We start from the raw sequence: 21,493 nt of genomic DNA, 5'->3' as shown, positions 1-21,493 counted from the left end.
CCTGCCATGACCATCCTGCTTACCGGCGCTGCCGGCTTCATCGGTGCCTACACCGCCCGCGCGCTGCTGGAGGCGGGCCAGCCGGTGGTCGGCCTGGACAACTTCAACGACTACTACGACCCGCAGATCAAGCGCGACCGCGTGGCCGCGCTGTGCCCGGCGCTGGACCTGCGCACGCTCGACCTGACCGATCGCGAAGGCCTGGCGGCGCTGTTCGACGAGGTGAAGCCGACTGCGGTGATCCACCTGGCCGCACAGGCCGGAGTGCGCTATTCGCTGGAGAATCCGCAGGCCTACGTCGACAGCAATCTGATCGGCTTCGTCAACATGCTCGAGCTGTGCCGCCACCGTGGCGTGCAGCACTTGGTGTATGCGTCGAGCAGCTCGGTCTACGGTGATTCGGCCACGCCGCCGTTCTCCGAGGACCAGCGCGTGGACCAGCCGCGCTCGCTGTATGCGGCCACCAAGGCGGCCAACGAGCTGATGGCCTACACCTACGCGCAGCTGTACGGCCTGCATGCCACCGGCCTGCGCTTCTTCACCGTGTATGGCCCGTGGGGCCGGCCGGACATGGCACCGTTGCTGTTCTCGCGCGCGGTGCTGGCCGGGCGGCCGATCGACGTGTTCAACGAAGGCCGCATGCAGCGCGACTTCACACATGTCTCCGACATCGTGTCCGGTATTCTCGGCGCGCTCGCGCATCCGGCCGATGGTCCGGTACCGCACCGGGTGTTCAACCTCGGCAACCATACGCCGGTCGAGCTGGAGCGCTTCATCAGCGTGATCGAGCAGGCCGCCGGTCGCCCCGCGCAGAAGGTCTACAAGCCGATGCAGCCGGGCGACATGGTGCGCACGATGGCCGATACCCGGCGCGCCCATGACGCATTCGGCTTCGACGCGGTGACCCCGATCGAAGCAGGGTTGCCCCCCGTCGTGCAGTGGTGCCGCGAGTATTTTGGCGACCGCGCCTGAGGAGGGATCCTCACACAGCCGGATTCATCTTCGGATAACCTCGGCTTCGGAGAATGCGCGGTCTTTGTCCCCCTTTGGCCGAGTGCCTTATGAGCCAACCCGAGCTTTCCGTTGTCGTCCCGGTGTTCAACGAACGCGACAATGTCGCCCCGCTGGTTGCCGAAATCACCGCCGCACTGCGTGGACGGCTTCCGTTCGAGATCGTCTACATCGACGACCACTCGCGCGATGACACCCTGGCGGTGCTGCAGGGCCTGAAGGCGACCACCCCGGAACTGCGGGTGCTGCACCATGTGAATCAGAGCGGGCAGAGCACCGCCGTGCGCACCGGCGTCAAGCACGCACGTGCGCCGTGGATCGCGACCCTGGATGGCGACGGGCAGAATGATCCGGCCGACATTCCCAAGCTGCTGGCGGCGCGCGATGCCGCCGAGGCACAGGTGAAGCTGTTCGCCGGCTGGCGCGTCAACCGCCAGGACAGTGGCAGCAAGCGCTGGGCCAGCAAGTGGGCCAACGCCATCCGTGCACGCATGCTGCGCGACGATACGCCCGATACCGGCTGCGGCATCAAGCTGTTCGAGCGCAGCGCGTTCCTCGACCTGCCGTATTTCGACCACATGCACCGCTACCTGCCGGCGCTGATGCAGCGCGCCGGCTGGAAGACCACCAGCGTGCCGGTCAACCACCGCCACCGTACCGCCGGTGTCTCCAAGTACAACAACCTCGGCCGCGCCCTGGTCGGCATCCGTGACCTGCGTGGCGTGGCCTGGCTGATCACCCGCAGCAAGCGCACCGCGGTGGAAGAGCGATGATGGCACTGGCACTGCACTGGCTCGACCAGCCGCTGACCTGGCTGTACTGGACCGGCTTGCATGTGACCGGCTGGAAGCTGATCGGCTACACCGGTGCGCTGATGTTCGGCGGCCGCTGGCTGGTCCAGTTCGTGGCCTCCAAGCGCGCCGGCAAGCCGGTCATCCCGCGCCTGTTCTGGTACATGAGCGTGGTCGGCAGCCTGATGACGCTGAGCTACTTCCTGTTCTCGGCCAAGCAGGACTCGGTGGGCGTGCTGCAGAACCTGTTCCCGGCGTTCACCGCGCTGTACAGCCTGCAGCTGGACATCAAGCACCGCGGCTGGAAGCGGGACAAGGCCAGCCACTGAGGCTGCGGGGTCAGAGCCCTTTCCGCAGGAAAGGGCTCTGACCCCGACCGGATCGCCGGCGCATCCGCGCATGGCGTGGCTCTGTTGCATGTCCGGCGGCCGTGCCGGGTAGCTGCCAACCTTGGTTGGCACACGGGGAAAGCCAGCGCCGACCAAGGTCGGCAGCTACCCGGCACGGCCCAGGCAGGACCTTCGTCCCATGCCACGGGCCGTGGGCGGTGCCATCATCGGGGTCTGCCTTCCCGGGAACCTGTGCTCGTGAAAACCCGTCTTGCCGTTGCCCTGCTGATCGCCCTGTCCACCCCCGCCGTAGCCCTGGCCGCACCGCCCGCCGCCGCCGCGCCGGCCAGCGTGGCTACCGAATCGCCCGCCGATGCCGCCTTCCGCGCGCTGTACGAGAAGGAATGGAAGTGGCGCCAGGAGGGCGGCGGCGAGGCCAGCGAGGACGAGGACGCGCCAGCCAACGCCACCCGCATGCCCGACGTCGGCCCGGCCGCGCAGCAGGCGCGCCTGAAGGTATGGGATGAAACCCTCGCTGCGCTGAAGAAGATCGACCCGAAGACCCTGTCGCCCGACAACCAGATCAACTACGCGATCTACCGCGATCAGGTGTTCAACCTGGCCGAAGAAGTGCGCCTGCGTGGCTACGAGATGCCGTTCAACGCCGACTCCTCGTTCTGGTCCAACCTGTCCTTCATGGCCCGGCGCGAGATGAAGACCGTGCAGGACTACCAGAGCTACATCGCACGCCTGAACGATGTACCGCGTTACTTCGGCCAGCAGACCGAAAACATGCGCGCCGGCCTGAAGCGAGGTTTCAGCGTGCCGCGCGCGGTGCTCGATGGCCGCGAAGTGTCCATCGCCACCGTCGCCGAGCTGATGGATCCCACTGAGTCGCCGCTGTACGCGCCGTTCAAGAAGCTGCCCAACAGCATCCCGGCCGCCGAACAGGCCAGGCTGCAGGCGCAGGCGCGGGAAGCGATCAGTGGCAAGGTAGTGCCGGCGTTCCAGCAGCTGCGCACCTTCTTCGTCAGCGAGTACGTGCCGCAGGCGCGTACCACGCTGGCCGCCGAAGCGATGCCGGGCGGCAAGGCGTACTACAAGCAGCAGATCCACGAATACACCACGCTGGACCTGTCGCCGGACGAGATCCACCGCATCGGTCTGGATGAAGTCGCACGCATCCAGAAGGAAATGAACGACATCATCAAGCAGGTGAAGTTCAAGGGCAGCTTCGCCGAGTTCCTGACCTTCCTGCGCACCGATCCGCAGTTCTATGCGAAGACGCCGGAAGAGCTGCTGTCGCGCGCCGCATGGATCTCCAAGCGGGCCGACGGTCAGCTCGGCAAGTACATGACGCTGCCGCGCGCGCGCTTCACCATCGTGCCGGTGCCGCCGGACATCGCGCCGTTCTGGACCGCCGGCCGCGGTGGCATGGGCACCTACTGGCTCAACACCTACAACCTGCCGTCGCGCCCGCTGTACAACCTGCCGGCGCTGACCCTGCATGAATCCGATCCGGGCCACGCGCTGCAGGGTGCCATTGCCGCCGAGCAGAAGAACCTGCCCGAGTTCCGCCGCAACGCCTACATCTCCGCCTACGGCGAAGGCTGGGCGCTGTACTGCGAGAAGCTGGGCGTGGAAATGGGCATCTACGAAACCCCGTATGAGGACTTCGGCCGCCTGACCTACGAAATGTGGCGCGCCACGCGCCTGGTGATCGACACCGGTGTGCACAGCAAGGGCTGGAGCCGCGAGCAGGCCTTGGCCTACCTGCGTGACCACACCGCGCTGAGCGAGCATGAAGTGACCACCGAAGTGGACCGCTACATTTCCTGGCCGGGCCAGGCCCTGAGCTACAAGCTGGGGGAGATCGCCATCGTGCGCCTGCGTGCGCAGGCCGAGAAGGAGCTGGGCGACAAGTTCGACATCAAGGGCTTCCACGACACCCTGCTCAAGCAGGGCTCGGTGCCTCTGCCGGTGCTGGAACAGCAGATCCAGGCGTACATCGCCGAACGAAAGAAGGCCTGACCGTTCCAAGGTAGTGCCGGCCGCTGGCCGGCAACCCGCATGCACCGCAATTGTTCGACATTGCCGGCCAGCGGCCGGCACTACCCCTGATTGGAAAACGGGGTCGGATCGCAGGATCCGACCCCGTGGTCTTTCAGCCCACCGCCCTTGGCTTGGCCACCCGCGCTGCAAAGGTCGGCAGCACCAGCAGGGTCAGCACGGTGGCGGTGATCAGGCCACCGATCACCACCGTCGCCAGCGGCTTCTGCACTTCCGCACCGGAACCGCTGGCGATCGCCATCGGAATGAAGCCGACGATCGCCACCAGCGCCGTGGTCAGCACCGCACGGATACGGCTCGATGCACCGTTGATCGCCGCCTGCAGCGGCAGGTCGCCGGCATCCAGGCGCTCGCGGATCGCCTGCATCAGCACCAGGCCGTTCAAGGTGGCCACGCCGGAGACGGCGATGAAGCCGACCGCCGCCGACACCGAGAACGGCATGCCACGCAGCAGCAGCGCGAGGATGCCGCCGACCAGCGCCAACGGCACGCAGCTGAACACCAGAATGGCTTCCTTGCCGCTGCGCAGGGCCATGAACAGCAGGCTGCCGATCAGCAGGAACACCACCGGCACCACCGTTGCCAGCCGCTTTTCCGCGCGCTGCAGGTTCTCGAACTGGCCGCCCCAGGTCAGATACGCACCCGGCGGCAGTGCCACGTCGGCCACCGCTGCCTGCGCTTCGCCGACGAAGCCGCCCAGGTCGCGGCCACGCACGTTGGCCTGCACCACCACGCGGCGGCTGCCGTTGTTGCGGCTGATCTGGTTCGGTCCTTCGCTGACCGTGATGCGCGCGACCGACGACAGCGGAATCACCAGGCCCGCAGGCGTGGCAATCGGCAGCGAAGCCAGCTGGTCCGGATCATTGCGCGAGGCATCGTCCAGGCGCACCACCACGTTGAAGCGACGGTCGCCTTCGAAGATCTTGCCGGCGGCGGTACCACCGATGCCGGTGGCCAGCGCGTCACTCACATCCGCCGCGGTCAGGCCGTACTGCGCCGCCGCCACGTGATCGATGGCCACGTTGAGCGTGGGCAGGCCGGAGATCTGCTCCACCCGCACGTCGGCCGCACCGTTCACCGCACGCAGCTTCAACGCCACCTGGTCGGCCACCTTCTGCAGCTGGCTGAAGTCATCGCCGAAGATCATTACCGCCAGGTCGGTACGCACGCCGGAGATCAGTTCGTTGAAGCGCAGTTCGATCGGCTGGCTGAACTCGAAACTGTTGCCCAGCTGCTGCCCGGCCAGCTTTTCGAAGCGTGCCACCAGCGCGTCCTTGCCCAGCTTCGGATCCGGCCAGTCCTTGCGTGGCTTGAGCACGATCACGCTGTCGGAGATGTTGGTCGGCATCGGGTCGATCGCCGCCTCTGCGGTACCGGTGCGCGAGAACACGGTTTCCACTTCCGGCTGTTTGGCAATCGCCTTTTCCAGCGCCAGCTGCATCGCCAGCGACTGCTCCAGCGACGTCGACGGCACGCGCAGGGCCTGCATCGCCACGTTGCCTTCGTCCAGCGTCGGCATGAACTCGCGGCCCAGCAGCGAGAACGAACCGATACCCACCACCACCATCATCACCGCACCGGCCAGCACCGTGCGCGGATGCGCCACGGCTTTGCGCACCACTGGTTCGATGCGCGCACGCAGCACGCGGATCAGCTTGGTTTCGTGCTCGCCATCGTCAGCATGTGCATCGCCGTCCTTCACCTTCGGCTCGCGCACCAGCAGTGCGGCCATCGCCGGCACGAAGGTGAAGGAGAAGATGAAGGCACCGATCAGGGCCAGCATGAACGTGGCCGCCATCGGGTGGAACGTCTTGCCCTCCACGCCTTCCAGGGTAAGGATCGGCGCGAACACCAGCAGGATGATCAGCTGGCCAAAGGCCGCCGGGCGCGCCATCTTCATGGCCGAATCGGCGGCCACGCGCAGGCGTTCCATCGCGGTCAACGCACGGCCCAGTTCGGCGCGGCGCTGGCCCAGCATCAGCAGCGTCGACTCGACCACGATCACCGCACCGTCCACCAGGATGCCGAAGTCCAGTGCACCCAGGCTCATCAGGTTGCCGCTGATGCCGAAGCGGTTCATGCCGATCACCGCGAAGAGGAACGACAGCGGAATGACCAGCGCGGTGATCGTTGCCGCACGCAGGTTGCCCAGCAGCAGGAACAGCACCACCACCACCAGCAGCGCGCCCTCGGTGAGGTTCTTGGCCACGGTCTTGATGGTGGAATTGACCAGCACGCTGCGGTCCAGCACCGGTACCGCCACGATGTCGGCCGGCAGCGATTTGTTCACCTGTTCCAGGCGCGCCGCAGCTGCCTGCGCCACGGTGCGGCTGTTGCCGCCGGCGATCATCAGCGCGGTACCCAGCACGGCTTCATGGCCGTTGCGGCTGGCCGCACCCAGGCGCGGTGCGCGGCTCAGGTCGACGTCGGCCACATCGGCCACGCGTACCACCACGCCATTGCGGGTGGCTACCGGGGCCTGTGCGAGATCGTCGGTGGTCAGCGCCAGGCCGTCAGCACGTACCACCAGGCCCTCGCCGGCACGCTGCACGAAACCGGCACCGGCCTGTACGTTGGAACGCTGCAGGGCAGTGACCAGGTCGGCCAGGCCGAGGCCGTGCGCGGCCAGCTTGGCACTGTCCGGATGCACGCCGTATTCCTTGACGTAGCCGCCGACCGTATCGACGCCGGCCAGCCCCGGGCTGGAACGCATCTGCGGCGCGATGATCCAGTCCTGCACGGTGCGCAGGTAGGTGGCACGTTCTTCCGGCGTGCGAAGCAGGTTGCCTTCCGGCGTGCGGTAGACCTCGCCGGCCTGCCAACCCGCTTCACCGGGCTTGGCCAGCCTGGCCGGATCGAACGCCGTGAAGTCCACCGTCCACATCAGCACCTCGCCGAGGCCGGTGGTGACCGGCGACAGCATCGGCGACGCACCATCGGGCAGGTCTTCAGACGCTTCGCGCATGCGTTCGGCCACCTGCTGGCGGGCGAAGTAGATGTCGGTCGCATCAGTGAAGATCGCGGTGACCTGCGAGAAGCCATTGCGCGACAGCGAACGCGTGGTGGTCAGGCCGGGAATGCCGGCCAGCGCGGTTTCCAGCGGGTAGGTCACCTGCCGTTCGATCTGCTCCGGGGTCAGTGCAGGTGCCACCGTGTTGATCTGCACCTGGCGGTTGGTGATGTCCGGCACCGCGTCGATCGGCAGCTTGCCCAGCTGGAACAGGCCCACGGCAGCGATCAGCGCCGCCATGAACACCACCAGCCAGCGGTGCCGAACCGCTGTTTCAATGATCAGCTTGAACATGGTCGCCTCCTCAGTGGCCGTGCTCGGCTTCGCCCTTGGCCAGCTCGGCCTTGAGCAGGAAGGCGTTGGCACCGACGATGCGCTCGTTGCCGGTCAGCCCACCGAGGATCTCGATACGGTCACCAGCACGACGGCCAGCCAGCACCGGCTGCGCCTTGAAGCCGCCTTCGACGGCGACGAACACCGCGCTGCTGCCATCGACGTTCTGCACCGCATCGGCGGGCACGCTGAGCGAGCCATCCTGGCCTTCGGTGACGACCACCGCCGATACCGGCGAACCGGCCGGCGGCAGCGCGGCATCCACCGGCGTGGCACGGATCACCGCGACGCCGCCCTGCTGGCGGACATCGGCGGCCGACCCGGTGACGGTGGCGGTGAAGCTGCCACCCGGCACGCTCACTTCCAGCTTCATGCCCGGCGTGACCTGCGCGGCCAGCGCCGGCGGTGCGGTGAACACCAGCTCGTTCATCGTCGGGTCGGCGACGTCGGCCACCGCGCTGCCGGCGGCGACCACGCCACCCGGGGTGACCTGCACGTTGCCGACGATGCCGGCTACCGGGCTGGTGATGCGCACGCGACCGCTGCTGTCCGGCGAACCGTTGGCGGCGGCTTGGGCCTGCGCGGCGGCGGCCTGGGCCTGTGCCGCCAGCGAACGTGCGCGCGAGGTTTCCATTTCCTGGCGGGCGACCACGCCCTGGTCGACCAGCGCCTTGTCGCGGCCATAGGCCAGGCGCGCGGCTTCTGCTTCGGCCGAGGCGGCCAGCGCATTGGCGCGGAACACCGCGGCCTCGCCACTGACCACGATGGCCAGTGCCTGGTTCTGCTTCACCGCCGTGCCCGGCGCGACCAGCACGCGCTCGACGCGGCCGGTCACCGTGGAGGCAACCGAAGCGCGGGCGCCCACGGTGGGCTCGACCCTGCCGGACAGCCGGGTCGAGCCACCGCCACCGCGACCGATCGCGACCACTTCGATACCGGAGGCCTTGATCTGTTCCTGGGTCAGCTGCACCACGCCTTCATCGGCGTCGGCGGGGGCTTTCGCGGTTTCCGCCTTGGCCTCCTTGCTGTCGGCGGCATGGCCGTGGCCATCGTCGGTGCCGGCCTTGGCCGCAGCGGGGTCTTCATTGGCAGGCGTCTGCGCGTTGCCGGCGCAGCCGGCAAGCAGGACGGTCAGCAGCACGCCGCCGATCAGCGGGAAAGTACGGGAGAGAGTCATTTGGCCTCCACAAAAGGTGCGCGCCCCTCAAGGCGGGCAAGATCGATTTCGGCGCCGACGCGCGACAGGCGCGCATCCACGGCGGTGCCGCGGGCGGCGATGAGGGCGCTGCGCGTGCTGCGCAGTTCCAGCTGCGAGATGCGTCCGGCATCGAAGCCGATGCGGGCCAGGCGATACGCCTCTTCGGCGGCGACCACGCTTTCATCGGCTGCGCGGGTCCGGCTTCCGGCGGCTTTCAGTCCGGCTACGGCGGAGAGGCGCGCGGCCTCGCTGTCGCGGCGCTGCTGGTCCAGGCGGGCCTCGGCCGCGCGCTGGTCGGCATTGGCGGCGCGGATGCCCCCGCGGTTGCGGTCGAACAGCGGGATGCTGAGGCTGACCCCGAGGTTGTAGGCACGCTCGCCGCCTTCGCGGAAGCGGGTCTGTGCGGCGGTGACACTGAGGTCGGGCAGGGCGCGCTTGCGCTCCACGTCGACCAGCTTGCCGGCCGCATCGGCTTCGGCTTCGGCGATGCGCACCGCCAGTGCCACGTCGGTGGCGCCACGCGGCAGCGGCGGGGCCCGGTCGAGCAGGCTGTCGTCAATCGACTGCACCGGCGCATCCAGCAGCGCGGCACCGGCCAGGCGGGCCAGCGCGGCATCGCGGAAGGCCTGTGCCTCATCCAGTGAAGCACTGGCGTTGGCCACTTCGCTCTGCGCCTGCACCGCACGCAGCTGCGGCTCGCGGCCCTGCTTGACCATCGCGTTGACGGCGTTGGCGTCATCGCGGGTGAGGGTCAGTGCTTCTTCGGCCAGGCTGTAGCGGCGCAGTGCGCTTTCCGCCTGTGCGTAGACCACCGCCAGCTGGCTGGCCACGTCGCTGCGGCTTTGGGCACCACGCAGGTTGGCGGCCTGTGCCTCGGCGCGGGCGGCACGGACACGCGCGCCACGCTGGCCCCAGACCTCCAGCGGCTGGGACAGGGTGAGCACGGTATCGGCCTTGCCCATGCCGCCATAGGAGCCGGTGCCCCAGGCGTTTTCGGCGGAGTAGGAGAGGGAAGGATTGGGCAACGCACGGGCCTGGTCGGCACGCGCATCGGCGGCCTCGGCCAGTGCCGTACCCACACGGGTACCGGGCAGCTGGTCCAGGCGTTCAAGCAGGGTGTCGTAGGAGGGGGCGGCTTGCGCCATCACCGATGCTGCCGGGGCCAGGCCCAGCAACACGGCGACGACCAGCCCGGCCGCGCGCGGCGACCGAGGTGTCAGGATCGACATAGGGGGATTCCGGTTGTGAGTGAAACGGGAGCCCGCGATTGCGGGACGCGCTCAACTCACGCCCGGGGGGGACGCGTCAATTCATCCTGGGCGACCGCATAGGTCGCAACGTCGCCGGCATTCATCCAGCGCGCCGGCAGCGGCGTACCGAAGGCGGCGAAATCGTTCGCCGGCAGGCTCAGCGTGGAGTGGTGGCAGTGGTTATGCGTGCAGGCACCCGTGTGCTTGCTGTCGCTGTCGCTGTCACCGCCTGCGTCGTCCGCGAGGGATTCGACATGGGCGCTGCTGGCATGCGGTTCCACCGCACACACCAGTGCGTCGGCCACCGGCACGACCACGAATGCCGCCATCAGCAGCATCATCAGGTACGTACGCAGTTGGCGGGTGATCCGGCGCATGGAGGGGAGGCTAGCAAGCGGTTTTCGCCGGATACAATATCAATGGCCACCTCGGGAATTCGTCGGAACCTCCCGTTCAGGTGGGCGGCACACGCCAGCTCTGGTAGGTGTCGACCTTGGTCGACACGCTTTTCGACCTCCGACACATTGCTGCCGGCCAGCGGCCGGCACTACCGCCGGTCTGCAGACAGCTTCGCGATCACCCTGATCTCGAACTGGAACCCATACAGCCAGGTCACGCTGACTGCCCTGGTAGGTGTCGACCTTGGTCGACACGCTTTTCGACCTCCGACACATTGCCGGCCAGCGGCCGGCACTACCCGTATCACGGCAGCTTCGCGATCACCTTGATCTCGAACTGGAACCCATACAGCCAGGTCACGCTGACTGCCCTGGTAGGTGTCGACCTTGGTCGACACGCTTTTCGAACCCGACACGTTGTTGCCGGCCAGCGGCCGGCACTACCGGTCTGCAGGCAGCTTCGCGATCACCTTGATCTCGAACTGGAACCATACAGCCAGGTCACGCCGACTGCCCTGGTAGGTGTCGACCTTGGTCGACACGCTTTTCGACCTGCGACACATTGCCGGCCAGCGGCCGGCACTACCCGTATCACGGCAGCTTCGCGATCACCTTGATCTCGAACTGGAACCCGTACAGCCAGGTCACGCCGACTGCCCTGGTAGGTGTCGACCTTGGTCGACACGCTTTTCGGCCCCCGACACGTTGCCGGCCAGCGGCCGGCACTACCGGTCTGCAGGCAGCTTCGCGATCAAGTTGATCTCGAACTGGAACCATACAGCCAGGTCACGCCGACTGCCCTGGTAGGTGTCGACCTTGGTCGACACGCTTTTCGACCTCCGACACATTGCCGGCCAGCGGCCGGCACTACCCGTATCACGGCAGCTTCGCGATCACCTTGATCTCGAACTGGAATCCGTACAGCCAGGTCACGCCGATGCCGGTCAGGGTCGGGTGCGGTGCTTCGCCCCAGTACTCGGGCACGATCGCCCACGCCTTCTCGAAGTTCTTCTCGGGGTCGACCAGGAACACGGTCACGTCGACCACGTCATCGAAGCTGCAGCCGGCGGCAGCCAGTACCGCATTGAGATTTTCGAAGGCGCGGCGCACCTGCGCTTCGAAATCCGGTTCGGGCGAGCCGTCCTCGCGGCTGCCGACCTGGCCGGAAACGAACAGGAAGCCGTTGGATCGGATCGCTGGCGAGTAGCGGTTGCGCTCGTACAGGGTCTGGCGGCTGGCGGGGAAAACGACATCACGCTGTGACATGGGAAGATCCCGTGGGAGAGAACGCCCATCCTCCGCGCCAGCGCTGTCTGGATAAACCGCGATGATCGGCCTAGATTGATCGCCAATTCCAAACAATCATGACCCACCATGGACCGTTTCGAGGCGATGCGGGCCTTTGCCCGGGTAGTGGAAACCGGCAGCTTCACCCGCGCCGCGCAGACCCTGCAGATCAGCCGCACCACGGCCACCCAGCTGGTGCAGCAGCTGGAGGCGCACCTGCGGCTGCGGTTGCTCAACCGCACCACGCGCCGGGTCAGCGTCACCGCCGATGGCGCGGCCTATTACCCGCGCATCGCCCGCCTGCTGGCCGAGCTGGAAGAGGTGGAGGGCGGGCTGGGCGATGCGGCCACCCAGCCGCGCGGGCGCCTGCGGGTGGACGTGCCCGGACCCTACGCGCGGCTGCGGCTGGTGCCGGCGCTGCCGGATTTCCAGGCGCGCTACCCGGAGATCCAGCTGGACATCGGCGTGAGTGACCGCGAGGTCGATGTCATCGCTGACAACGTGGATTGCGTGATCCGTGGCGGCACGCCGGCCGACCCGGCGCTGGTGGCGCGGCCGCTTGCTGCGCTGCCGATCGGCTTCCATGCCAGCCCCGGCTATGTGCAGCGCTTCGGCGTGCCGACCGACCCGCGCGCGCTGGAAGGGCCCGATCACCACATGGTCGGTTTCCTCAGCCCGCGCAGTGGCCGCGCCCGCGTGTTCCGCGCCCATCGCGGCGATGAGCGCGTCGAGGTGCAGGGCCGCTACACGGTCGGCTTCGACGACGGCAACGCCTATCTGGCCGCTGCGTTGGCGGGGCTGGGCGTGGTCGCGCTGCCCAGCTACATGGCCGAGCCGCATCTGGCGCGCGGCGAGCTGCTGCCGGTGCTGGAGGACTGGCAGCTGCCGCCCATGCCGATGCATGTGATGTTCCCGCCGAACCGGCACATGAGCCAGCGGCTGCGGGTGTTCATTGATTGGGTGGTGGAAGCGTTGGGGTGAGTGCATCGGTCGCGTGCGAAAATCCGGCTGCACGTACTGGAGAACGCACACCCTGATGAGCCGCATCGTCGCACTGGATACCGAAACCACCGGCATCTCCCACCGCCTGGGGCACCGGGTGATCGAAATCGGTGCCGTCGAACTGATCGATGGCCAGCTCACCGGCCGCCAGTTCCACACCTACCTGCAGCCGCAGCGCAAGGTGGACTGGGGCGCGCAGCGCGTGCACGGCATCAGCGACGCGATGCTGGTGGGCAAGCCACTGTTCTCCAGCAAGGCCGCCGAGCTGCTGGAGTTCCTGCGTGGCAGCGAGATGGTCGCGCACAACGCCACCTTCGACGTGGGTTTCCTGGACAACGAGCTGCGCCTGGCTGGCATCCCCGGCACGCTGGCCCAGCATTGCCGCATTACCTGCAGCTTGAAGCTGGCGCGCGGGCGCTGGCCGGGTCAGGGCAACAAGCTGGATGATGTGCTGCAGCGCCTGCGCATTCCCAGCCAGCGCGGCCTGCACGGCGCGTTGAAGGATGCCCATCTACTGGCCCAGGTGATTCCGCATCTGCGCTGAGCTGGTTCTACAGGGAGCGACCGTCGCATTCAGCCCCAGCCTGTGGGTAACTTGCGCAAGTGCTTGAACCCGTGCATAATGCGCGGCTCGCTGTGTCCGGTTTTCTACCGGGCGGCGCCTCCGGGAGCACGTCCCCGGCCGCCCAACGCCAGCGTAACCCTTTGATTCTCTTGACGTGTGGTGGGCAACCATCGAGGCCGCCGTCTCCCGGGCTACGGGCTGACACAACTTACTATCGAGGTGCGCAATGTCCCGCGTATGCCAGGTTTCCGGCAAGCGAGTGCAGACGGGTAACAACGTCTCGCACGCCAACAACAAGACCCGTCGTCGTTTCCTGCCGAATCTGCACGAGCGCCGCTTCTGGGTTGCCAGCGAAAACCGCTGGGTGAAGCTTCGTGTTTCCGCGCATGCACTGCGCACCATCGACAAGAACGGTATCGATTCCGTTCTGGCTGAGCTGCGTGCGCGCGGCGAAAAGGTCTGAGGAGTAGACGATCATGGCAGGCAAGCGCGATAAGGTCCGTATGATTTCGACCGCTGGTACCGGTCACTTCTACACGACCGACAAGAACAAGAAGAACACCCCGGGGAAGATGGAATTCTCCAAGTACGATCCGGTCGTGCGCAAGCACGTCCCGTACAAGGAAGGCAAGATCAAGTAATCCGCAAGGATTGCTGATCCCCGCGAAGAAACCCGCCCTTGTGGCGGGTTTTTTCATGCCTGGCATCCAGAGGGTGGGTGCCGACCGTTGGTCGGCAACTTGTCCCGCCCCCGGTAGGTGTCGACCTTGGTCGACACGCTGTCCCTTCACCCGGTAGGTGCCAACCTTGGTTGGCACGCCGTCCCCACCCCCGGTAGGTGTCGACCTTGGTCGACACGCTGTCCCCCCCACCCGGTAGGTGCCAACCTTGGTTGGCACACGGCTTCAAAGCAGTCGAGCGTGGCTCGACTCTACACACCCCGCTGGGCAGAATGGCCCATCACCTCCCGACGGGCGACGCGATGCTGTTCGAGTGGTTGCTGGGTTCCTACCTGCTGCTGATCGACTGGCTGATCCGGCTGGTCGCGCTGTGCTGGATTCCCACCCGCACCACGCCGGGGGCGGCGCGCAGCTGGCTGCTGCTGGTCGGCTTCGTGCCACTGCTGGGCCTGCCGCTGTACCTGCTGTTCGGCCACCCGTGGCTGTCGCGCGAGCGCATCCGCCGCCAGGCCGAGGCCTCGCAGGTGATCCGCGAGGAGCAGGCGCTGCAGCATCGCCTGCGCTGGACCCCACAGCCCGACACCGCCAGCGCTGAGATCGTGCCGCTGGTGCAGCGCCAGGGCGATTTCATGCCGGTGCACGGCAACGCCGTCGATCTGCTGACCGACTACGACGAGTCGCTGCACACGCTGATCGCCGACATCGACCAGGCCGAAGACCGCGTGCACCTGCTGTACTACCTGATGTTCGATGACGCGGTCGGCGAGGCCATTGTCGAGGCCTTGCAGCGTGCCGCCGCGCGTGGCGTGCAGTGCCGCGTGCTGCTCGATGCGGTGGGCGCCAAGCGTGGCCTGCGCGCCTATCGCAAGCGCCTGCAGGCGCGCGACATCGAAGTGCGCGCGATGCTGCCCGGTGGCCTGCGCTGGCGCCGCAGCGGGCGCATGGACCTGCGCAACCACCGCAAGATCGCGGTGATCGACAACGAAGTGGCCTACGTCGGTTCGCAGAACCTGGCGGGCCCGCAGTTCGTGCCGGGCCACCCGAACCGCGAGCTGGTGGCGCGCGTGCGTGGCCCGGCGGTGGCGCATCTGGAAGCCGTATTCGCCAGCGACTGGTACATGGAGACCGGCCAGCGCCTGGATGTGATCACCGATGTGCCCGAATGCGGCGACGACATCGCCACCCAGCTGCTGCCCAGCGGCCCGGCCTACCCGTACAGCAACGCGCGCGACGCGGTAGCCGCGCTGATCCACCTGGCGCGACGCCGGCTGGTGATGGTCACCCCGTACTTCGTGCCGGACGAAGCCACGCTCAGCGCCTTGCGCATTGCGGCGTTGTCCGGCGTGCAGGTGCAGCTGATCCTGTCTGCCAGCAACAACCAGCGGCTGACGTCGTGGGCGCAGGAGGCCTACTACGATGAGCTGCTGCGCTGTGGTGTGCGCATCGCGCTGTACGAGCCGCAGTTCCTGCACGCCAAGCACATGAGCGTGGATGAGGACATCGCCGTGCTCGGCTCGATCAACATGGATATCCGCTCGTTCGCGCTGAATGCCGAGATCGGCCTGATCTGCTACGACCGCGCGCTGGTGCAGCAGCTGTGCGCGATAGAGGATGGCTACCTGCGCGAGTCGCGGCAGTTGGACCTGCAGCAGTGGCGCAGCCGCCCTGCGTGGCGGCGCAGCCGCGAAGGTATTGCACGGCTGGCCGATGCGTTGATGTGAGGAAGGCTAGCGAAAAACCGTTGTTCGATTTATTGAACATTATGTTGACAGGGAGCTACGGCCGTAATGAGCAATGAAAATCATGGACTGCAAATATTCGATGAAGGCGGAAATTTGCTCATTGAGGTTGGGCCATATGTTGTTGATGACGTGCAGGGCTTTGCTGCTGCCGTAGGGGCTGTCGCTTCGACTTGGGCTCAAGCAGAGATCAATCTCTACTGCCTATTTGCAGTACTGCTGAACACGACGCCGGAGGTAGCAGAGGCGAGGCTCAAGAAGTACGGCACTGCGAAGAAGGCGACCGATGAAGCACGGAGGATCGCGGTCGAGAACTTGAGCGGTCTGGAGCTGCAAATTGTCAACGAAGCCTTGGATTCACTAGACGCAGTTCGGCTCCTGCGCAATAGGGTTCAACATGACACTTGGGCACGAAAGGCAGCGGACAGAAATCGCCTCTACCGTGTTCACCGTGATCAATACCTTGCCTTCTCACTAAAGCTACTGGATGTCCAGCAATTGGCTGGAACACCTGGTGAGAGCGAAGCGATAAGGGAAGCCATGATGTTCCCAGGGGAGATATCAGAGGGGTACTCCGTTCCAGAGGTCGAGAAAATCGCTGGCGATATCGATGCAGTCAGCAAGCTCCTGCTACAGGCAATGTTCACCATCCGGATCAGTCAGGTGAGAGCATCTTCCTGAGCTAGCGCTCCCGGATTGCCGCCTCTTGCCTTCTTCGGATCTTTGGACTTCGACATAAGGCTGTGCCCATCCCGCCCATTTCGGCAATCCGGCCTGTCATCGCCGATGGCCTACAATCGGCACATGATTGATTCACCGCGTAATGGCGAACTGGACCTGGCGATCATCGGTGGTGGTGCGGCCGGGGTGCTGGTGGCGATCCAGGTATTGCGCCAGGCCAAGGCGCCGTTGGCGCTGGCCATCTTCGAACCCGCCTCGCAGCTGGCCCAGGGTATCGCCTATGCCACGCCGTGGCCGGAGCACCTGCTGAACGTGCCGGCGGCGAAGATGAGTGCGTTTGCCGACCAGCCCGGCGATTTCCTCGACTACCTGATGGCCGCCAATGCCTACCCGGGCGAGGCGCGCGAGGTGCTGGGCGAGCGCTATGTGTGCCGCCACTACTTTGCTGCCTACCTGCAGCAGCGCCTGCAGGAGGCCGCTGCGACCAGCCCGGCACAGCTGCAGGTGATCGCGCAGCCGGTGCTGGGCCTACAGCCGGATGACCATGGCTACCAGCTGACACTCGGCGATGGCAGCACTCTGCACGCCGCGCAGGCGGTGCTGGCCACCGGCAACAGCATGCGACCGCTGCCGGTAGCCGGTGCCGAGGCACTGCCCGCCGATGACGTGATCGAGGCCTGGGACTACGACGGCGTGCGCACCCTGGCCGGCGAGCAGGCCGTGGCCATCGTCGGCTCCGGCCTGAGCATGGCCGACACCGTCCTGGCATTGGTCGCTGCCGGCCACACCGGCCCGCTGCACGTGATCTCGCGCCACGGCCTGCTGCCGTTGCCGCATGCGCACGGCGGCCTGCCCACGTTCGACCCGGCCACGCTGTTGCCGATGAACCTGCGCCAGCGCCTGCGCGCGTTGCGTGGGTTCGCACGCCAGGCACAGGCCGACGGCCTGCCGTGGCAGGGCGTGATGGACCGCATCCGTCCGCACGGGCAGGCGCTGTGGCGTAGCCTCGACGCGGCCGACCAGCGCCGCTTCCTGCGCCATGTGGTGCGCTACTGGGACGTGCATCGCCACCGCATCGCCGAAGAGGTCGACGCACAGCTGCAGGCGCTGATCGAAAGCGGCCAACTGCGTATTCACCGGTCCCGCCTGCAACGCGTCGGCCGCGAAGGCGATGCCCTGCGGCTGTCGGGTCGCGATGCCACCGGCAATGAACAGCAGTGGACGATCAGCGGCGTGATCAACGCTACCGGCGTGGAAACCCGCGCCAGTGCGCTACGCAATCCGCTGCTGCAGCAGCTGCAGGCCGATGGCCTGGCCCGCCCCGGCCCGCATGGGCTGGGCCTGGACAGCACGGTGCCGGGCGACCGCCTGCGTGCAGCCGGTGGCCAGCCGCAGGCACGGCTGGGCGTGCTCGGCAGCCTGCGCATCGGCAGCCTGTGGGAAAGCCTGGCGGTGCCTGAACTGCGTCAGCAGGCGCAGGCACTGGCCACCCAGGTGGTCGCAGGAGCCGCGACGGCGATGCCGTAAAATGGGGGCATGGATGTCTCCCACCTGCTTGATGGCCTGAACCCGGCCCAGCGCGAAGCCGTCTCCGCTCCCCCCGGCCACCACCTGGTGCTGGCCGGTGCCGGTTCCGGCAAGACCCGCGTACTCACCCACCGCATCGCCTGGCTGCATGAAGTCGATGGCGTGCCGACCCACGGCATTTTCGCGGTGACCTTCACCAACAAGGCGGCCGGCGAAATGCGCCACCGCATCGATGCCCAGCTGCCCAACGGCAGCCGTGGCATGTGGATCGGTACCTTCCACGGCCTGGCCAACCGCCTGCTGCGCCTGCACTGGCAGGACGCGAAGCTGCCCGAAGGCTTCCAGGTGATGGATTCGGACGACCAGCTGCGGCTGGTCAAGCGCGTGGTGCAGGCGCTGGAGCTGGACGACGGCAAGTACCCGGCCAAGCAGATCGCGTGGTGGATCAACGAACAGAAGGATGAGGGTCGCCGCCCGCAGCACATCCAGCCCGAGCCGCATGATGCGTGGCTGGAAACCATGCGCCAGGCCTACATCGAGTACCAGGCGCGCTGCGACCGCGCCGGCCTGGTCGACTTTGCCGAGCTGCTGCTGCGCGCGCACGAACTGCTGCGCGACAACCCGGCGCTGCTGGCGCACTACCGCGCCCGCTTCCGCGAGATCCTGGTGGACGAGTTCCAGGACACCAATGCCATCCAGTACGCCTTCGTGCGCGTGCTGGCCGGCGATTCCGGCCACGTGTTCGTGGTCGGCGACGATGATCAGGCCATCTACGGCTGGCGCGGTGCCAAGGTCGAGAACGTGCAGGGCTTCCTGCGTGATTTCCCAGGTGCGCAGACCATCCGCCTGGAACAGAACTATCGCTCCACTGCCAACATCCTCGGCGCTGCCAATGCGGTGATCGCGCACAACCCGGATCGCATCGGCAAGCAGCTGTGGACCGACAGTGGCGACGGAGAACCGATTGACCTGTACGCGGCGTACAACGAGATGGACGAGGCGCGCTACATCGTCGAGCGTGCCCGCCAGTGGGTGCGCGACGGTGGCAGCTACACCGAAGTGGCCGTGCTCTACCGCAGCAACGCGCAGTCGCGCGCGCTGGAAGAGGCGCTGCTGAGCGAACAGGTGCCCTATCGCGTGTACGGCGGCATGCGCTTCTTCGAACGTGCCGAAATCAAGGACGCGCTGGCTTACCTGCGCCTGCTGTCCAACCGCAACGATGACGCCGCCTTCGAGCGCGCGGTCAACACGCCCACCCGTGGCATCGGCGACCGCACGCTGGACGAAGTGCGCCGCGAGGCGCGCGCGCAGGGTATTTCGCTGTGGGAAGCGACCATGCTGGTCACCCAGGGCAGCGCGCTGGCCGCACGTGCGCGCAATGCACTGGCCGGCTTCCTGGTGCTGGTCAACGAGCTGCAGGCGCAGACCCTGCACATGACCCTGGCCGAGCGCGTGGACCACGTGCTGGCCCGCTCGCAGCTGCGCGAGCACTGGAGCAAGGAAAGCCGCAACGCGCTGGACTCGGAATCGCGCACCGACAACCTCGACGAACTGGTCTCGGTGGCCTCGCGCTTCGTGCGCCGCGCCGACGACATCGAGGAAGTGGGCGAGGACATGGACGAGCTGGTCGCATTCCTGGCCTATGCCGCGCTGGAGGCCGGCGAGGGCCAAGCGCAGGCGGGCGAGGACGGCGTGCAGCTGATGACCCTGCACTCGGCCAAGGGCCTGGAATTCCCGCTGGTGTTCCTGGCCGGCCTGGAAGAAGGCTTGTTCCCCAGCGCACGTTCGCTGGAGGAAAGCGGGCGGCTGGAAGAAGAGCGCCGCCTGGCCTACGTCGGCATCACCCGCGCACGCCAGAAACTGGTGCTGAGCTACGCCGAATCGCGCCGCATCCATGGCCAGGACAACTACAGCCTGCCGTCGCGCTTCCTGCGCGAGATTCCGCGCGAGCTGCTGCACGAAGTGCGCCCGAAGGTGCAGGTCTCGCGCCCGGCCTCGATGGGCGCGAGCCGGGTAATGGGCCACGCCTCGATCGAGGCGCCGCCGCTGAAGCTCGGCGCGCTGGTCACCCATCCCAAGTTCGGCGAAGGCATGGTGACCGACTACGAAGGCAACGGCGCCCACGCCCGCGTGCAGGTCGAGTTCGCCGACGCCGGCAGCAAGTGGCTGGTGATGGCGTATGCCAACCTGACGGTGATCTGATCACCGTCGGGGAGGGGAGAATCTCTCCTGTAGAGTCGAGCTTGCTCGACTGCTTTGCGCGTTCAGTCGAGCAAGCTCGACTGTACGAAAGCGGTGGCGCGTCATTCTGAGGTGAATTTCTCCACCGCGGAAATCACGCTCGCGCGATCCATCGCTTCTTCATCCTGGCGGTTGCGGATCAACACATAGTGGCCTTCCGCCGGCGACAGCACCTCGATCACCTCGCCGCGGTAGTTGGTGATCTCGATGAAGCCGTTGCCCACGCCGTTGAGGTTGTCGATCTCGGCAATCAATGTCTCCAGGCTCACGATGGCGCCGCCCTTGTCCGTTCCGCCGCCAGTGCGGGGATTGTCGAAGTACACGCTTATCTTCGGCTGCCTGGTCCTATGCCAGTTGTTGACGTCAACGATGTGATGTGTGGACCACCTGAAGTCATCTTCTGATTCGTTGCCGTTGAATTCACACCGGAAGATCGGCAGGCACAGGAACAGACCCGTGCGCTTCTCGATTCGGTTCAGAAGCCCGTGATACATGCTGGGAACCGCCATCGCATGGGTAAACCCGTAGGCGTTGGGTGGAATCTCGAAGATCGTTGGCCCATCATGTGAAAGATTGTGCGGTGCGTTCAGCACAACGCTGGCGGCGAATTCCGGATCATCGACATTCTTGGACGCGATCGCGAGGTCATGTGCCTTGGCATTCCTTATGCAGCAATAGAGCGTGTAGGTCGCGACTACGTACCTGCTGAAGTAGCAGCCGTGGGCCTCGGCTACCTCTGCGAACGTCGTTAACAGGTCATCCTTGGTGATCATGGGCATCTGGATGGTGGAAAGGCACATAATGGTTTGCTGAAGGTCTTCCGGCCATGCAACTTGTCTGAAAGCACCCGGTTGGCGTCAGAGCCCTTTTCCGTTGGAAAAGGAGTCCGACCCCGATACGCTGCGGGCATGACCCGCAACGTGCTCTTCCTCTGCAGCCAGAACCGCCTGCGCAGCCCCACCGCCGAGCAGGTATTTGCCGATTGGCCGGGCATCGAGACCGCCTCGGCCGGGTTGCTGGCCGACGCCGAGGAAGTACTCAGCCCCGAGTTGCTGCAGTGGGCGGACCTGGTGTTCGTTATGGAAAAGGCGCACCGCAACCGTCTGTCCAGCCGTTACAAGGCATGGCTGAACGGCAAGCGGGTGATCTGCCTGGAAATCCCGGACGATTACGACTACATGGACCCGGTGCTGGTGGAGTTGCTCAAGCGCAAGGTGGCGCCGTTCCTGCGCTGACGGGCTGTTGTAGAGCCGAGCCCATGCTCGGCTGCTTCTGGTGGGAAAGGCAGTCGAGCACGGCTCGACTCTACAAAGGCAGTCGAGCAAGCTATGTCGGTCGTCCTGACCGGCACCCTTCGGGCCGTCGCAAGCGACGTTGGCAG

At 66.4% G+C, this 21,493-nt stretch carries 19 protein-coding genes; 13 read left to right on the top strand and 6 right to left on the bottom strand.

Annotated features, from left to right (window positions below):
• Positions 1 to 6 precede the first annotated feature (6 nt).
• From ACZK3W_RS21495 to ACZK3W_RS21480, 4 genes are all read left to right on the top strand, one after another.
• Entirely contained in the window at positions 7 to 972 is a 966-nt protein-coding gene (locus ACZK3W_RS21495) for an NAD-dependent epimerase/dehydratase family protein (protein ID WP_121504109.1), read from the top strand.
• An 89-nt stretch (positions 973 to 1,061) separates the two neighbouring features.
• Positions 1,062 to 1,784 (top strand): glycosyltransferase family 2 protein, encoded by a 723-nt coding sequence (locus ACZK3W_RS21490; RefSeq protein ID WP_005420380.1) that lies wholly within the window; start codon positions 1,062 to 1,064, stop codon positions 1,782 to 1,784.
• A complete protein-coding gene (locus ACZK3W_RS21485; protein ID WP_046983511.1) occupies positions 1,784 to 2,131 on the top strand; it encodes a lipid-A-disaccharide synthase N-terminal domain-containing protein in 348 nt (115 codons plus the stop codon). The genes ACZK3W_RS21490 and ACZK3W_RS21485 overlap by 1 nt, the downstream gene beginning before the upstream one ends.
• Positions 2,132 to 2,389: 258 nt before the next feature.
• Positions 2,390 to 4,162: a DUF885 domain-containing protein gene (locus tag ACZK3W_RS21480; RefSeq protein WP_125893313.1), complete on the top strand. Its 1,773-nt coding sequence runs from the start codon at positions 2,390 to 2,392 to the stop codon at positions 4,160 to 4,162.
• 133 nt (positions 4,163 to 4,295) lie between these two features.
• On the opposite strand, the gene ACZK3W_RS21475 is transcribed toward ACZK3W_RS21480, so the two are convergent.
• From ACZK3W_RS21475 to ACZK3W_RS21455, 5 genes are all read right to left on the bottom strand, one after another.
• Entirely contained in the window at positions 4,296 to 7,505 is a 3,210-nt protein-coding gene (locus tag ACZK3W_RS21475; protein ID WP_293795656.1) for an efflux RND transporter permease subunit, read from the bottom strand.
• A 10-nt stretch (positions 7,506 to 7,515) separates the two neighbouring features.
• Positions 7,516 to 8,721 (bottom strand): efflux RND transporter periplasmic adaptor subunit, encoded by a 1,206-nt coding sequence (locus ACZK3W_RS21470; protein ID WP_049399168.1) that lies wholly within the window; start codon positions 8,719 to 8,721, stop codon positions 7,516 to 7,518.
• Positions 8,718 to 9,971, bottom strand: a complete 1,254-nt coding sequence (locus tag ACZK3W_RS21465; protein WP_180837854.1) for a TolC family protein — start codon at positions 9,969 to 9,971, stop codon at positions 8,718 to 8,720. The genes ACZK3W_RS21470 and ACZK3W_RS21465 overlap by 4 nt, the downstream gene beginning before the upstream one ends.
• A 56-nt stretch (positions 9,972 to 10,027) precedes the next feature.
• On the bottom strand, positions 10,028 to 10,369 hold the full coding sequence (locus ACZK3W_RS21460; RefSeq protein WP_049399170.1) for a hypothetical protein: 342 nt from the start codon (positions 10,367 to 10,369) through the stop codon (positions 10,028 to 10,030).
• An 897-nt stretch (positions 10,370 to 11,266) separates the two neighbouring features.
• A complete protein-coding gene (locus ACZK3W_RS21455) occupies positions 11,267 to 11,656 on the bottom strand; it encodes a RidA family protein (protein WP_180837855.1) in 390 nt (129 codons plus the stop codon).
• Between the two features lie 108 nt (positions 11,657 to 11,764).
• On the opposite strand from ACZK3W_RS21455, the gene ACZK3W_RS21450 reads away from it, so the two are divergent.
• The 8 genes from ACZK3W_RS21450 to uvrD all read left to right on the top strand — a co-directional run bounded on the left by ACZK3W_RS21450 (position 11,765) and on the right by uvrD (position 20,073).
• Positions 11,765 to 12,658 carry a LysR family transcriptional regulator gene (locus tag ACZK3W_RS21450; RefSeq protein ID WP_180837856.1) on the top strand — a complete coding sequence of 298 codons (894 nt, stop codon included), beginning with the start codon at positions 11,765 to 11,767 and terminating at the stop codon, positions 12,656 to 12,658.
• 55 nt (positions 12,659 to 12,713) lie between these two features.
• A complete protein-coding gene (gene dnaQ / locus ACZK3W_RS21445; protein WP_049462269.1) occupies positions 12,714 to 13,223 on the top strand; it encodes a DNA polymerase III subunit epsilon in 510 nt (169 codons plus the stop codon).
• Positions 13,224 to 13,470: 247 nt separating this feature from the next.
• Positions 13,471 to 13,707, top strand: coding sequence for a 50S ribosomal protein L28 (rpmB, locus tag ACZK3W_RS21440; protein ID WP_005411638.1), 237 nt, complete (start codon positions 13,471 to 13,473; stop codon positions 13,705 to 13,707).
• 10 nt (positions 13,708 to 13,717) lie between these two features.
• Positions 13,718 to 13,885: a 50S ribosomal protein L33 gene (gene rpmG, locus ACZK3W_RS21435; protein WP_170272460.1), complete on the top strand. Its 168-nt coding sequence runs from the start codon at positions 13,718 to 13,720 to the stop codon at positions 13,883 to 13,885.
• A gap of 341 nt (positions 13,886 to 14,226) precedes the next feature.
• Positions 14,227 to 15,645 (top strand): cardiolipin synthase, encoded by a 1,419-nt coding sequence (gene cls / locus ACZK3W_RS21430; RefSeq protein WP_049403632.1) that lies wholly within the window; start codon positions 14,227 to 14,229, stop codon positions 15,643 to 15,645.
• 66 nt (positions 15,646 to 15,711) lie between these two features.
• Positions 15,712 to 16,344 carry a hypothetical protein gene (locus tag ACZK3W_RS21425; RefSeq protein ID WP_478450265.1) on the top strand — a complete coding sequence of 211 codons (633 nt, stop codon included), beginning with the start codon at positions 15,712 to 15,714 and terminating at the stop codon, positions 16,342 to 16,344.
• A 105-nt stretch (positions 16,345 to 16,449) separates the two neighbouring features.
• The gene (locus ACZK3W_RS21420) at positions 16,450 to 17,871 is read left to right on the top strand and encodes an FAD/NAD(P)-binding protein (RefSeq protein WP_478450264.1); all 1,422 of its coding nucleotides are present in this window, start codon (positions 16,450 to 16,452) and stop codon (positions 17,869 to 17,871) included.
• A 9-nt stretch (positions 17,872 to 17,880) separates the two neighbouring features.
• Positions 17,881 to 20,073 carry a DNA helicase II gene (gene uvrD, locus ACZK3W_RS21415; protein WP_478450263.1) on the top strand — a complete coding sequence of 731 codons (2,193 nt, stop codon included), beginning with the start codon at positions 17,881 to 17,883 and terminating at the stop codon, positions 20,071 to 20,073.
• Positions 20,074 to 20,174: 101 nt separating this feature from the next.
• Here uvrD and ACZK3W_RS21410 read toward each other — a convergent pair whose 3' ends face one another.
• Positions 20,175 to 20,885: a hypothetical protein gene (locus ACZK3W_RS21410; protein ID WP_253143654.1), complete on the bottom strand. Its 711-nt coding sequence runs from the start codon at positions 20,883 to 20,885 to the stop codon at positions 20,175 to 20,177.
• Between the two features lie 135 nt (positions 20,886 to 21,020).
• Between ACZK3W_RS21410 and ACZK3W_RS21405 the strand changes: the two genes are divergently transcribed.
• A complete protein-coding gene (locus ACZK3W_RS21405) occupies positions 21,021 to 21,347 on the top strand; it encodes a low molecular weight protein tyrosine phosphatase family protein (protein ID WP_180837859.1) in 327 nt (108 codons plus the stop codon).
• Positions 21,348 to 21,493: the final 146 nt, after the last annotated feature.

This window comes from Stenotrophomonas sp. 80084_Sma (assembly GCF_056481995.1).
This window is presented reverse-complemented; position numbering and strand designations above follow the sequence as displayed.

Excerpts from the sequence above, each read along its gene's own strand:
- ACZK3W_RS21470 (WP_049399168.1), bottom strand. The coding sequence starts at position 8,721 with ATGACTCTCTCCCGTACTTTCCCGCTGATCGGCGGCGTGCTGCTGACC.
- dnaQ (WP_049462269.1), top strand. The coding sequence starts at position 12,714 with ATGAGCCGCATCGTCGCACTGGATACCGAAACCACCGGCATCTCCCAC.
- ACZK3W_RS21490 (WP_005420380.1), top strand. The coding sequence starts at position 1,062 with ATGAGCCAACCCGAGCTTTCCGTTGTCGTCCCGGTGTTCAACGAACGC.
- ACZK3W_RS21465 (WP_180837854.1), bottom strand. The coding sequence starts at position 9,971 with ATGTCGATCCTGACACCTCGGTCGCCGCGCGCGGCCGGGCTGGTCGTC.
- ACZK3W_RS21455 (WP_180837855.1), bottom strand. The coding sequence starts at position 11,656 with ATGTCACAGCGTGATGTCGTTTTCCCCGCCAGCCGCCAGACCCTGTAC.
- ACZK3W_RS21460 (WP_049399170.1), bottom strand. The coding sequence starts at position 10,369 with ATGCGCCGGATCACCCGCCAACTGCGTACGTACCTGATGATGCTGCTG.
- ACZK3W_RS21495 (WP_121504109.1), top strand. The coding sequence starts at position 7 with ATGACCATCCTGCTTACCGGCGCTGCCGGCTTCATCGGTGCCTACACC.
- ACZK3W_RS21475 (WP_293795656.1), bottom strand. The coding sequence starts at position 7,505 with ATGTTCAAGCTGATCATTGAAACAGCGGTTCGGCACCGCTGGCTGGTG.
- rpmB (WP_005411638.1), top strand. The coding sequence starts at position 13,471 with ATGTCCCGCGTATGCCAGGTTTCCGGCAAGCGAGTGCAGACGGGTAAC.
- ACZK3W_RS21410 (WP_253143654.1), bottom strand. The coding sequence starts at position 20,885 with ATGATCACCAAGGATGACCTGTTAACGACGTTCGCAGAGGTAGCCGAG.
- ACZK3W_RS21450 (WP_180837856.1), top strand. The coding sequence starts at position 11,765 with ATGGACCGTTTCGAGGCGATGCGGGCCTTTGCCCGGGTAGTGGAAACC.
- ACZK3W_RS21420 (WP_478450264.1), top strand. The coding sequence starts at position 16,450 with ATGGCCTACAATCGGCACATGATTGATTCACCGCGTAATGGCGAACTG.
- ACZK3W_RS21405 (WP_180837859.1), top strand. The coding sequence starts at position 21,021 with ATGACCCGCAACGTGCTCTTCCTCTGCAGCCAGAACCGCCTGCGCAGC.
- ACZK3W_RS21485 (WP_046983511.1), top strand. The coding sequence starts at position 1,784 with ATGGCACTGGCACTGCACTGGCTCGACCAGCCGCTGACCTGGCTGTAC.
- cls (WP_049403632.1), top strand. The coding sequence starts at position 14,227 with ATGCTGTTCGAGTGGTTGCTGGGTTCCTACCTGCTGCTGATCGACTGG.
- ACZK3W_RS21425 (WP_478450265.1), top strand. The coding sequence starts at position 15,712 with ATGAGCAATGAAAATCATGGACTGCAAATATTCGATGAAGGCGGAAAT.
- uvrD (WP_478450263.1), top strand. The coding sequence starts at position 17,881 with ATGGATGTCTCCCACCTGCTTGATGGCCTGAACCCGGCCCAGCGCGAA.